General features: G+C 39.7%; 14 protein-coding genes. 12 read left to right on the top strand and 2 right to left on the bottom strand.

From position 1 onward, the window contains the following. The first annotated feature begins 54 nt into the window (after positions 1-54). From LX73_RS06575 to LX73_RS06520, 12 genes are all read left to right on the top strand, one after another. Positions 55-279 (top strand): hypothetical protein, encoded by a 225-nt coding sequence (locus LX73_RS06575; RefSeq protein WP_148898693.1) that lies wholly within the window; start codon positions 55-57, stop codon positions 277-279. 155 nt (positions 280-434) lie between these two features. Beyond that, positions 435-863, top strand: a complete 429-nt coding sequence (locus tag LX73_RS06570) for a helix-turn-helix domain-containing protein (RefSeq protein ID WP_148898692.1) — start codon at positions 435-437, stop codon at positions 861-863. 150 nt (positions 864-1,013) lie between these two features. Beyond that, positions 1,014-1,352 (top strand): hypothetical protein, encoded by a 339-nt coding sequence (locus LX73_RS06565; RefSeq protein WP_148898691.1) that lies wholly within the window; start codon positions 1,014-1,016, stop codon positions 1,350-1,352. 75 nt (positions 1,353-1,427) lie between these two features. Then, positions 1,428-2,468, top strand: a complete 1,041-nt coding sequence (locus LX73_RS06560) for an NHL repeat-containing protein (RefSeq protein WP_148898690.1) — start codon at positions 1,428-1,430, stop codon at positions 2,466-2,468. A gap of 50 nt (positions 2,469-2,518) precedes the next feature. Then, positions 2,519-3,076, top strand: coding sequence for a hypothetical protein (locus tag LX73_RS06555; protein ID WP_148898689.1), 558 nt, complete (start codon positions 2,519-2,521; stop codon positions 3,074-3,076). Next, positions 3,073-3,711 (top strand): signal peptidase I, encoded by a 639-nt coding sequence (gene lepB / locus LX73_RS06550; RefSeq protein WP_148898688.1) that lies wholly within the window; start codon positions 3,073-3,075, stop codon positions 3,709-3,711. The genes LX73_RS06555 and lepB overlap by 4 nt, the downstream gene beginning before the upstream one ends. A 75-nt stretch (positions 3,712-3,786) precedes the next feature. Beyond that, positions 3,787-4,926 (top strand): efflux RND transporter periplasmic adaptor subunit, encoded by a 1,140-nt coding sequence (locus tag LX73_RS06545; protein ID WP_148898687.1) that lies wholly within the window; start codon positions 3,787-3,789, stop codon positions 4,924-4,926. 387 nt (positions 4,927-5,313) lie between these two features. Then, positions 5,314-5,613 carry a hypothetical protein gene (locus tag LX73_RS06540; RefSeq protein WP_148898686.1) on the top strand — a complete coding sequence of 100 codons (300 nt, stop codon included), beginning with the start codon at positions 5,314-5,316 and terminating at the stop codon, positions 5,611-5,613. 739 nt (positions 5,614-6,352) lie between these two features. Beyond that, the gene (locus tag LX73_RS06535; RefSeq protein WP_148898685.1) at positions 6,353-9,529 is read left to right on the top strand and encodes an efflux RND transporter permease subunit; all 3,177 of its coding nucleotides are present in this window, start codon (positions 6,353-6,355) and stop codon (positions 9,527-9,529) included. Positions 9,530-9,691: 162 nt separating this feature from the next. Continuing rightward, positions 9,692-10,078, top strand: a complete 387-nt coding sequence (locus tag LX73_RS06530; protein ID WP_148898684.1) for a helix-turn-helix domain-containing protein — start codon at positions 9,692-9,694, stop codon at positions 10,076-10,078. A 64-nt stretch (positions 10,079-10,142) separates the two neighbouring features. Beyond that, positions 10,143-10,394, top strand: a complete 252-nt coding sequence (locus LX73_RS06525; protein WP_148898683.1) for a hypothetical protein — start codon at positions 10,143-10,145, stop codon at positions 10,392-10,394. Between the two features lie 59 nt (positions 10,395-10,453). Further along, entirely contained in the window at positions 10,454-11,488 is a 1,035-nt protein-coding gene (locus tag LX73_RS06520; RefSeq protein ID WP_148898682.1) for a 6-bladed beta-propeller, read from the top strand. Between the two features lie 151 nt (positions 11,489-11,639). Here LX73_RS06520 and LX73_RS06515 read toward each other — a convergent pair whose 3' ends face one another. Together LX73_RS06515 and LX73_RS06510 are read right to left on the bottom strand one after the other, a co-directional pair. Then, positions 11,640-12,032 carry a hypothetical protein gene (locus LX73_RS06515; protein WP_148898681.1) on the bottom strand — a complete coding sequence of 131 codons (393 nt, stop codon included), beginning with the start codon at positions 12,030-12,032 and terminating at the stop codon, positions 11,640-11,642. Continuing rightward, the gene (locus tag LX73_RS06510) at positions 11,983-12,723 is read right to left on the bottom strand and encodes a 6-bladed beta-propeller (RefSeq protein WP_148898680.1); all 741 of its coding nucleotides are present in this window, start codon (positions 12,721-12,723) and stop codon (positions 11,983-11,985) included. Before LX73_RS06510 ends, LX73_RS06515 begins: the two co-directional genes overlap by 50 nt. Between the last annotated feature and the right edge of the window lie 288 nt (positions 12,724-13,011).

Here is a 13,011-nt window from a genome sequence, read left to right as displayed (position 1 = left end):
GAAATAAATTCAAAATGGGTATGGACAATTGGGATTATATTGGTTTTGTTGAATATGTACAGCCTTTATCAGCGAAATAAAATCGAGCAGACAAACGAAAAACTTAGAGTTAAGAAGACTAATCTTGCCAATAATCTCAAAAATATACGCCTTAATATTCAGGAGCGCACGTTTTTGCAATTTATGAGCGAAGATCACAGGATCGATTTGTCTATTCCACTGACGACGCCTTCGATGGATGATACTACGGACCTGTTTAATTTGGTGCGAAAAAGATGAGATGAATTGATTTCTTTCACTTCTGGATAAAGCAGAAATAAGATTAGGTTGCTTTAATAGTCGTAAAACATCTGTAACAATTGCCCTTCCCGATAATCCTGTATGTAAAGGAGAGCCAGACCTTTCGATGCTAACTTTTATCACATACTATTCCAATGAGCATATATAGGAAGATCATTAAGCAGAAACTTGAGGATTATCGATCACAGCTATCCGGTTGTTTACTTAAAATGAAGAATGAAAACGGCATTCCGTGGCCGCATGAAGTTACAGCGGTTTCCCGATTTATAAGCCGTCGGTTATATCATCCCGATTTAGATATTTCCTATATGAAAGATCGCGGTATTATTAAGAGTCATCGGTTGTCGGGGCAATTTGAATATTATGCAGGGCTAAAACCCAAATCGTATATTAATTTGCATAGGGTTAGCGCATCCCAAAAATTACTCAGATTGCCGAAATTGGGAAAGATGTCAATACTGAAGGTTGCTTACCATGTCGGATATCGCAGGCCATCGACGTATATCAAGGCCTTTAAACGTCAGGAAGGAGTTTCGCCTGGCAAATGGCGAAAGAAAAGTTGAAATAAATAATTCAACAACTATTTCAGTAGTTAATTCATGAATGGGATATTTAAAGTATTTAAAATTTCAATATAGTTATTACTAACCTCATTGGTTGACAAATAATTACACTATTTATTAATAGTAAATCTAATTAATACAGAGAGTATTATGAAAAATTTGACTAATATTTTCACTAATATCTTATTGATATCTGCATTCGTATGTTTATTAATTTTCAATATTAAAGTTAGCAATAATGAAACGGATGCTAAAAGAGAAGTTGCAAAACGTGCTAATGTAATACCGTTAGTACAAACCCAAAAGGCTTTTGCCGGACCGTGTGGCAGACGCGGATGTGAAGGCTCCAAAGGAGATTGTGGTGAAAGTCATACTGTAATTGAAATTGGGCCTATAGAAATAATCAGACATTGTAACGGGACGGATATGGATGAACCCAAAAAGGAAAGTATTGATCAAGGGGAGGAATCATTCCAGAAAGAGCGGTAAACGGAATAATAATTTTAAGCTGGTTAGATAGGTATCTAACCAGCTTATTCTATTTGTAACCATAACCAAATTAATATGAAAATTAGAATATCAGCTATTGTTCTTACGTTTTTTTTAGTCTCGAATATTAGTGCCCAGGTGCCAAAATCTTTTTATCAAAATTATGAGTCTCAACCCCAAAAAACTGATAAACGAATAGGACTGGAAGATAGCTTGGTATCGATCGGTCCCAAAATTACCTTAAGTGATTTTGAACTTTATGAGCTTGCATTTTTGACTGTTGACTCCAAAGGAAATATAGCCGGCTATGACTATCAGCTAGAGCATATTGTATATTTTCCCCATGACAGTCTTTCTGATATAAAGCTTTTGGGAAACGGGGTTGGGAATGGTCCTAAAGAATTCCGCTATCCAAGTGACGTAAAGTTCGACAAGGATGGTAATATTTGGGTAACCGATAAGAATGCTAGTCGAATAACCAAGTGGTCTCCAAGCGGGGAATTACTTAAAAGTCTTCCGGCCAATCGAAATTATGTACGACCTGCTAAATTAGCAGTGTGTAATTTCAAACTTTACACAGTATCTGAGCAATATCTGCCGAGTGGGGTCATGAGTGTGTTAACAAAAGGAGGTAAATTACTCAACTCATTTCAAAAAATTGAGGATCGGATGCAGCGATTTCCGGCTTATATGAATGGAGAGGTAACCTGCCATAATGAGAACCTTTTTATCGTAGGTTCTTATAAAAATTACATCCGAAAGTACGATTCTGGAGGTAGCATTATATTTTCACGTAGTGTCCAGTCTTTTGAACCGAACAAAGAACCAATGGTTACCAAAGATGGAAAATGGTATACTCGTTCTGATGATGCACGTCGCGTGAGCGGAGATGTGTGGGTGCGGAATAATAAGCTTTATGCTGGTTTTTCAGGCAATAAAAACTCATGGTATTATTGTTTGGATACTTATAATATTGAGGATGGGGGTTATTTACGGTCTTATATTTTTAACCATCCGGTGGAGGATTTTACGATGTCTGATACTAAGATATTTGTAATTGAATGGGATTCTAAAAATGATAATCGCAGGCTGGCTGTTTACAAATTGCCAAATTAACATTGCTGTGGAATCACGTAGTTGTTTTGAATCTCAACAAATTCAATAACATGTTTAAGTCAAAACTCACTCATAATGTTAAATTGTGGTTAGCAGTGGCAGCGTTATTTTCACTAAATTGTTATTTCTTATTTATAACAAGTAGTGACATAAATAATGACAAAACGGCCAAGGAAATTAAGCAAAAGGTGATTTTCAGCCAGACAAATAAAAATATCTTTGTTGATAAATTACTGCTATCAAAAAATAGGTCTGAGCTTCAATTAATTACTTTGTTCCCAAAGTCATATTGTCCTGCTTCGATAGAGTTAGAATTGCCCAAGCTCAAAAAGTTAGCTCAAGATTATTCAAAAGCGATTACGGTCTTAGATATTGGGATGAGATATGATATTAATAAATTAGTTGGTAAAAAGTTGAAAATGGTTTCTATAGATGATTTAAGTCAACTAATTCCGATAAACGAAAAACAAGTGACCGTACCTATTATGTTAGTTATTGACCAGAATGGACTTGTGCAATTATCTTATGTAAGCAATGACAAAAATCCACAAAAAAGCACTTGGTTTTTCAGGAGGGTGAATTCATTATTTAATTCAGTGTATAAGTGAAAGTTAGCAATCGACACTATTGGTTTTCTGTTCGGGCTAAAAAGCTAGTCCGGTGGCTTAAACTTATTGGAGCAATAGTCATTATCTCTTGGTTATGTAAGGCACTGCTTTTTTCGGTCTATTATGTGCCGACTCAGTCAATGTCCCCAACTATTCAGCCGAACAGTTATATTATAGTACTTAAATTTCCCTATCGACTTCATACTCCTGCCCACTGGCCATTAACTAATGTTCCATTCCCAGATTTGTCTATAAATGGTATAGGGAACATGAATCATAATGATATTGTCGTTTTTGAGGATCCTGTAGGGCAAAATAATTCAGAGATAGTATCAAAACGGAATTTAGTTAAGAGATGTGTTGGGCTTCCGGGAGATACTATTCAAATATACCTTGCTCATACCACTTTGAATAGCCAAATAATAGACCATAAACACAACGTGATGATTAATACAAAGTCTGATACATTATTAAAGGTTTTTGCTATTCCTCAAAAAAAATCCAATAGTTATTTTATGTTAGGAGATAATCGTACTCAAAGCTTTGACAGTCGATACTTTGGTCTGGTGCCCCAAAAGAATTTAATTGGCCGAGCTGAAGCCAAAATTTGGCCCTGGCCGCCCAAGTGGTTATAACTCATTTTATTGCAATCTTTTTTGGTTTGCCCAAAGCTTTGCTTCTCAATACATTATTGTGAATAAGAACCCTGAATGCTACCGATTATGCTAAAAAACTATTCGTCATTTTATCAGATTGCGCTACTTGTGTGTTGCGCGGCACTTTTGTTTAGTGGCTGTCAAACAAGTGAAACTGAAAACGAAAATCCTCTTTCCGAAGAAGAGCAGGAATCTGCCAAAGTGCGTCCGCAGGTGACTTTTGCTATAGCCGATGATAAACCTATCTACCAGTATGTCGAAAGTCAGGGCGTGGTAGAAGCTAACCAGTCTGTACAGTTAAAGCCGAAAATAAGCGGTTATGTAGATAGCTCATATATCAGGCAGGGGAAACGAATACGTAAGGGAGAGACACTGCTCACTTTTGATCAGAAAGAATATGCTATAGCAGTACAGGAAGCCCAGAACAAGTACAAGGAAGCCCGTCAGAAGTATCGCATCGAGATGGGCATGCGTTCCGGGCGTGACAGCGCACGAGGGACAAATGGGCATGAAGATCCTGGAGAACAGCTGGTGCGTATTACCACAGGCTTGGCACAGGCAGAGGTCAATTTGAAGCAAGCCCGCCTGAATCTATCCTATGCTACACTTAAAGCACCCTTTTCAGGGGTGTTGGCTACGAATAAGCGGCTCTCGTCCGGTACCTATGTAAATGCCGGTACAGAAGTGGGGCAGCTAGTGGATGACCGGACCGTACGCATCCGTTTTGATGTACTGGAATCTGAGCTGAGTAATATTAACAAAGGAATGAACGTGCGGCTGACTGCCCCTAACGGACAAGAGTTGCAGGGACAAGTACAGGCGGTAGCTCCGGTGGTAAATACCGAAACGAAAACCGGGACTGTAGTGGTACAGGCTAACAATAGCAGTCAAGTATTACGGCCAGGGATGACGGTAGAAGGACTTATCCAAACGTTGAAGCAGGATGGGAAAGTGCGTGTTCCCCGATCAGCCATTTTATCGCGGGACGGGGGGCGAACGCTGCTTTTTAAACTCAAACCTGAAAATAACGAAGTGCAATGGGTGTATCTAGAGCCAACAGCCCAGAACAGTGAATGGGCGATTATTGATCACAAGCAGATTGCCCCGGGTGATACTATTGCCGTGGACCGCCACTTTAGCCTTAGCCATCAGCAGATTGTAGACCCCCAACTGAGGGTAACCGCCAACGAATAATTAAACCATTTTGATGAGGTGCTTACATTATCTAACACTGTTTACTTTCTTTGTTTTGGTTCCGTTAGGATTACCGGCCCAGGGTTGCTGGATCGTATTCAGTAATGTGAAATATGATAGAAAGAATTTCTATGCTGTTGCAAATAAACTTTTCAGGTTGTAAAAATTGATACGTCAGGAGATGTTTTAAAAACTTTTGGCAAAAGGGGAAAGGCCCCCAAAGAATTTTCGACAGATAACTTAGAGTTTTTACTGACAGAGAGTTTTCTATATGTGTTGGATGATAAGGCGATGACTATTACGAAAATAGATAAAAATCTGTTTACGAGTCGTGGTAGAACGGTAATTAAGAAACCAGCATCTTGTTTAATATTCTACGAACAAAAAATGTATGGATATGTTACCGATTCCGAGGAGTCCTATCTCTCAGAAACTGGTAAACAGGTTAACACTTTTAGTCAGCTTAAGGATGACCAAAAGATGTTATTTAAGATGGAAGGTCCTAATCCAATAAATCCTTTTTATGATGCTGAACTTATGGATGTCTCAAATAATACTGTTCTCGTTGCTCGGGAAGCCAAAAGTTCTTTAACGATCTTCCATGGCGATTCCCTGTATCGAAAAAGAATTCCATTTATAGAAGAGCATTCTTTGGCAGAAGAAATAAAAGCCGATACCGATTTTTAAAACGCCCGATGATGAAAGTGGTCCGGAAAAAGAAGATAATGCCAGAATATGTACTGATAGATCCACATCTATAGATGGACCACATATTTTATCCAAGCAGATTCCTATAAGTTAGGGAGTGTGCTTTTTGTTTACGATATAAAGGAAGATTTTTTTGAAGAAATTGGATCTCTATATAATGGGAGGCTTCTAGCTGTTGATGATACTATATTTACTATTGAGGGTAAGAAAATTCATGAAAATTCTTTATCTGATATTTGATCTTGCGGCAATACCAAGGTCACTTTATACCTTGTAAAAAATGCTTTTAATGAAGAATGCACCACCTGTAAAAGTCTTTTCTTAAATGGTATGATTATCTTCGACAACAGAATATTCCGGTTAATATCGTTCTGGAAGATGATTCTTGGTTCGGGAGAAATGAAGTTACGTTTCAGGCAATTAATCTGTTAAAGCAATGGAACTTATGGGGAAAAATTAGCTATAGCCAAAATTGTGAGAGTTGTTTTAAATCATTCCTGTCTGCAATGATAGGAGAGCGAAAGAAAACTAAAAAATGTATTCTTTTTCCGTACCACTATCTATGCTGAAAAAGAGGTGCAATGTGTTTAAAAATAATTTATAGTTGTTAGGCTGAAGATGGTGAACGTATTGGTGTACAGGTGAGTATAATCTATGCTAATCTACGGTTACCTATGAATGCTATTGATATTTTCTGAGATCCCACTATCTTAATCGTATGTTATCACGACTATTTAACAGACGCTACTTTATTTCGCTCAGTTATTTGCTGGTGGTGGTCATTGGTGTAATTGCCTGGCAGCAGATTGCCCTCGAGCAGTCGCCAGACCTGAGCCTGCCGTCCATTACGGTCAGCTACAGTTGGGGAAGCACCTCTCCGGAAGTAATGGAGCAGGAGGTGACCCGCAAGGTGGAGCAATCGGCAAACCGGCTACGGGATGTCAAGAAAATTGAATCTATTTCAGAAGAGGGACAGGCCAGGGTTACCATCACTTTTAACCGCAATGCACCGGTAGAGTATCGCAAGGTAGAACTGCAGGAATATTTGGTTTCGCTACAGGAGCAGTTGCCGCCCAATGTGCGTCAGCCGTCGATCACCCGCCGGGTGCCCGAAGCCCTGCAGGAGATGCAGACCTTTGTGGTTTATTCGCTGAGCGGCGAGCGGCCGGTTCGCCAGCTGTTGGAATATGCCCGCCGGAATATCCGGTTGTCGCTGATCGGCTTGCAGGGTGTGGCCGATGTCGAAATTAACGGCGCGCGTGACCCTGCATTAACCGTTGAGTTTGATACCGAATTGTTGGAGCGCTACGAAATTAATCCCCAGCAGGTACTCGGGAATATTCGCCGCAATTTGGAGTGGCGTTCCTCGGGCTATGTAGAATCATCCGGCAAGCGTATGAGCATGCTGGTGCCCCCACAATTTTCAGGATTAGAATCGATTCGGAATATATCGCTTGCAATACCCGGCAGTCAACGGACTGTAAAGCTGTCGGATTTGGCAGAAGTTGATATCCGGGATTATCCGGCAAAAACCCTGAAGCGTATAAATGGAAGTCCGGCACTGAGTATAAATTTCATTAAAGAAAGTGGTGCCGATGCCATAGGGCTGGCTGAGCAAATTCGGAACCGGATGAGTGAGATTGCGGCCACACTGCCGTCAGACATGACTATTCAGCTGGAGCGGGACGCTACTGACAAGCTTCGGAAACAGTTTGGGAACCTGCAGTACCAGGCAGTCATTAGCCTATTAGCTGTATTTATCATTTTAATAGTATTTATCCGTCGATTTCGGGCGCCCTTTGTTATTCTTGGCAGCATCCTTTTTTCGCTGCTGATGAGTGTAAGTATCCTGTATTTTATCGGATATACGCTTAACATCATCACGCTGGCAGGGCTTACCGTTTCGCTGGGAATGATTATCGATAACGCTGTGGTAGTATTTGAGCAGGTGAACCCGGGTCTTCCGGATTTAAAAGATCGGCGTATAGCTCATATACAGCAGCAGCTGCCGCGGGCTTTGGTGCCGGTACTGGGCAGTACGCTAACGACAGTGGGGATATTTATTCCGTTGTTTTTTGCGATGGAGGAACTACAGATTTTTCTGGTGCCGCTGGCTGTAGCCCTGTCATTGACGCTGATCTCTTCAGTGCTTATTGCTCTCAGCTGGATTCCGTATGCACTCATTTGGTTGGTACCCCGACAATCCCAAGACTCACCGTCGGGATGGGTGGTACTTAAAAACGGTATCTTTGAGAAGGTTCGCCGATACTTGATGGGGCTTTTTGTTTGGCGGCACAAGCTGCGCTGGCTTTTTTACGGTGCACTGATTTTTCTTATTGGTATTCCCCTTTTTGCTATAGAAACACCGGATTGGGAGAAGGAAACGTGGTGGCCCGAATTTACGCAAACCTATTTTGATAATCGTGGAGATATTGATCCATGGATTGGGGGCGTTACCCATAAATTTTTTAATGAAACGTATTTTGGGAGTCCGTGGGGAGGCAGAGACCGACAGCAGCGCATTTATGTTACCATTCGTACGTCTCAGGGTACCCCCATTGAAGAGATTGATAAGATGGCGCGGAATTATGAAAAAATTGTCAAGCCGTATGAAGAAGCCTTTTCGTTTTATGAGACTCGGGTGTCGGAGTATAGCGGCGCGCGGATGGTCTTTTATATTAAAGATGAGTATCTGACCCGCACAATGCCCTTTGTTTTTTATTTTGAGGCCCAGTTTTTGGCAGCCCGAACCGGCAATTCGGCTATTTCAGTGGGCGGACTCGGAAACGGCATCAGCACCGGTTATGGCGGCGGTTCCTCCACCCATCGTATTACGCTAACCGGCTATTCATATGATAAGCTTTTGGGGCTGGCAAAAAATTTGCGAACAAAGCTAAAGAAAAACCGCCGGGTAAAAGAAGTGGATATTCACGGCACGGGCGGCTGGCGCAGCCGGGACGATCTATATCAGTATTTCCTGCAGTTTAATGATGAGCAGTTGGCGCTCAATGGGTTAAACCGCACAGATGTGCTTTCTGCAATTACACTTGATGTAAATCCTACCAACTCTCCTGGAAAAATAGAACTAAGTGGCAGAGAAATGCATCTTATTGGACGAAACAAAAATCAGCAAAATACCCGTAGATTGCTGATGCAAAAAAAGCGTTTTTCGCCCTCCGACAGTACCGTATTTTCGCTTGCTGGAATATCCAGGCTGGGGCGCGAAAAAAGACAGTCTATGATACAGCGCAAAAACCAGTCGTACCAGCGCACTGTAGAGGTAGATTTTTTAGGCCCCTATCGACTGGGAGAAAAATATGTAGAAAGTGTGCTCCAGCAAATGCCAGTGCCCGTAGGTATGAGTATGGAGTTTGGCGGCGGCGGAATCTTCGCGTTTGGAAGAGACAAAAACACAAAAAACGTTCTGTTGTTGCTGGGGCTTACCATCCTGAGTGTGTGGATGATCGTATCGGCCCTGCTGGAGTCATGGATAGATCCGCTAATTGTGATTGGTGCGGTACCGTTGAGCCTGCTGGGCGTTATGCTGGGCACTCTTTATCACGATTTGGCCTTTGATCGCGGAGCTATTGCCGGTACGCTGCTGTGTGTGGGCGTGGTGGTCAACAATGCTATTTTGCTGATGCATGAAAAACAATATACCCGAAGATTGGGCATTCACGGGCTTCGAAGCTGGCTTTACGTCTATAAAAATAAGATGCGGGCGGTACTTATTACTACGCTGACAACCATTGGTGGACTGGTGCCTCTTATTGTTATGGAGGGGAGCGATTTTTGGCAGACGCTGGCTACAGTAGTCGTCTGGGGACTAAGTTGCAGCACGCTGCTGATCCTGTTGCTGGTGGGATTATGGGAGAAAGCACGGTATTCCGGTTAACTGAAAATTGGTACCGGATGGACTCCAGACTGCAGTTTTAAAATGTAAAGTACGCCCTAATACACCAATTGACCTCCTTGATTCTTAAAAATTTCTAATGTAACAAAGGGGGGGAGAATCATCTTGTTATGTTAAGGCTATCTAACATTTACAGGAGTTATTATGAACAAGCAGAGGCAACTGGCGTCCATCGGAGAGGCATTATCTATTTTACAAGATGAGGTGTGTCATATTATTACCGTACAATATTGGGCACAAGCAGTTGGGTACGAGTGTTCAAAAAAATTTTCAAATGTATTTAGAAATGAATTTGGCAAGCGTCCCCAGCCGGTATTGATTAGCTTCCGCACCCGCAAGGCGATTGCCTTGGTACGGAAATCGAATCTGAGCAACTACGAAATTGCCCAAAAGCTGAAGCTGCGCAACGAAAAAGGACTGTACCAGTTTGTGAAAGAGCAAACCGGTCACTCACCAACAGCTATACAAAATATGGTTGCCAGTGATTATCAGAGATTGCAAAAAAGATTATGTAATAAGATTAGCGAATGAATCTAATTGCGGATAATTAAAAAAGAAAATAAGTTAAAATAATTTCTAATTGAAAATAAAAGCTATGAAATTTAATACTAAAGACTTTTTCAATTTAGTTTCAATAATTTTTATTTCACTATTTTTTACAGTGGGCCCGTTGGTTCAAAAAGCATTGGCTGATTTTTATGTTTGTCGAAATAATAATTGTGCTACTTATATCATTGAAGACAGCGAGGGCTTTAGTTGGCATATTGAATGTATGGATGGTACTATGGTTTCCGGACGTACTAGCGGTGCAGAATATGGTGGTAATTGTAAACAAATGACTATTTAATTAGAAATTTAAGGATTATCGGGTATCGATTTTTAGCATATGTATTTGGTATATTCTTATTGATATACAGTGCCTGCAGCAGCTCAATAGACTGGCCTGAATACATCAATAAGCTTCCTCAATCCAAAAGCTACGAATATGTTAAAGCGGGAGAGTGGAATAAAAAGAAAGCGGTTGATACCCTGGCTGCTTCCCTTTGGATTGATCCTAAAAATCCCAAAAATGCTGTTTACAGTACGCCTGCTGATCTTGTGAAGGTTGGTGATAATTATTGGATTTGTGATCCAATGATGGGAAGTATTTTTAAGTTCAGTTCTGATGGAAATTACTTAGAAACCGTGTCTGCCAGGGGAAGAGGTCCTGGAGAAACTCTAAAACCCGCTGCCCTTTATTCTCTGGATGGAGAAGATGGTACGCTTATATATACTGTTGATCCACCTCAGAAAAGTATTCTTATTTTTGATAAAGAGGGCAATGAAATAAACAGAATTCCACAAGAAACAATAGACAGGAGTCTATTCAACAATTGGGTAATTGCCCTCCGCAGTAACAGATTAGTTTGGCCAACGTATAATTTAGATAATCATGTCATAATAAAAGCTGATTCCAGTGGTATGATACAGGATTCATCGGTCCATAGATTAATTCCCAAAGGCCATCAACCGGCGACTTATAATGCAACGGTGTATGATGAGGACCCTTCTAAAAACGATATATTCTATGCCTATCGTGGTATTCCGGTACTGTTTTATAAAAATCCCAATGCAAAAAAAATGGTCAATCTACTCCCTCGCACCAACTTGGAAGATCTTAACACTCCGTTGAATATCATGCCGCATCAAGAAAAAGCCAGGGTCAAAAATATTATAAAAGACATTTATAGCTACAAAGACCGCCTTCTGGTTCATTTCCGCAACAAATTTTTGGTCATTTCAAAAAATAGTTGGCGGAGTAGGGCATTTATTTTTGTTGATAGCTCCGATAATAAAATTATTCCGCAAAAAATAGTCTTGGCAGGAAATGACCTTTTCTTGATTAATCGTTTCAATCTAAAAATTTATAAATTTTCGTTGAGTGAGATTGAAGGTTTATAAATTATGGCAGGCCATCTGTTTCTCTTAAGGGGTTTTAAATATTTGCGCCAGTTGTTCAATAAAGTCGTAGCCGTTAGAAAATAAGCGCAGCTGAGAGTTTCTACTCTGCTTAACCAAATGCGCTTTCCCACAGTACAATTGCGAAGTTAAATCAACTATTGATAACTTTTTTTATCTCTAAAAACTTAATTTTAAAATTATTTGGGTTGTCGTTAACTAATGTAATTATATAACCCTCTTTAGTATATCCCAGTGGAGCTCCTGATAATGGAACTTCTTTGATGAACTGATAATCATTTTTAGAGTATATAGCTAAGAAGTGATTTCTATCATTGTAATTTCGAGTTTCATAAAATTTCGATGTTTCATTTCGGAAAGTATGCAGTAGATACTCTTTATTTTGAGCCAGGAAAACCGTTGTACTTTGATCGTTGATCGCAAACTCTTTTAATTTTTCAGAATCTTTTACCTTTCCAATAAATTCATCTGAAAGTCTAAATGACGGGGGGGACCTCAGTAATTCTCTTGATTTTTGAAAAATCATTTAAATCCCAAACCTGTATGAAAGGTACTTTCATTTGAGTTGTGAATATTACATCCTCTTCACAATTAACTGACGAGATAGTTTTCATCAAAATACTTTTATGTCCTTTAAGATAGGGATCAATTTCACCAAATGATTCTTTTAGCGTAAAATCATCTGCAAACTTACCGACAATTTCATTATTACCTTTTTTAAGATCATTAATGCCAAGAAACCAATGTGATCCACATTGTTCAAGAATATTGGAGCTAATATTTATTTCTTCAGACATTGGAGATTTGAAGCTGTTTACAGTATCAGCTTTGAGGTTGAATTCTTTAATAGTAGCAAGTGTCTTATCGTATATATTGATGTTGTTTTCTTCATCAAAACCAAAAAAGCGTGCACTGAGTATTTCCTTAGGGCCTCTGCCTTTACTGCCATATTGATCTATGAAATTTCCCTGGTAATCAACTTTGATTACACTAAGTGGACCTTTCATATTAGATAGCGCCAAGTAATCTTCATTGGGACTTGCAGATATGATTGGATAAAGTCTTCCCAAGCGGTTTGAAACCGAACTGTCTAACTCTACCACTTTATGTTCAATGACTTTTATTGGAGAAGAGCGGTTTTTAGAATTCTTAGAGCAATTAAGAGCAATTGCTAATGTAAAAAGAGTGGTTGCGAATAGTATTATTTCTTTACGCATACTGGTATATCTTCAGTTACTAAGTTAACTTATATAAAAAATAGTAGCAGTAATATAGTATCTGCTACTATTGATTGTTATTGTATTGGACAAATACTAAAGGTTTGACAATCCAGCAACCACCTATATACATATCCATCTTCTCCCCTTTTATAAAATAGGTAGAGATTATCCAGCTATTTCGCAAAGGAGGTTAGCATTTCATGTGCCGTACTCCAGTTTCATCTATTTAACAACTGATATAGATGTGTTTGGGTTATGAATATTTTATAGCTACTATATCTATAT

Origin of the sequence: Fodinibius salinus, assembly GCF_008124865.1 — a bacterium.
Classification (GTDB): Bacteria; Bacteroidota; Rhodothermia; order Balneolales; family Balneolaceae; genus Fodinibius; species Fodinibius salinus.
This window is presented reverse-complemented; position numbering and strand designations above follow the sequence as displayed.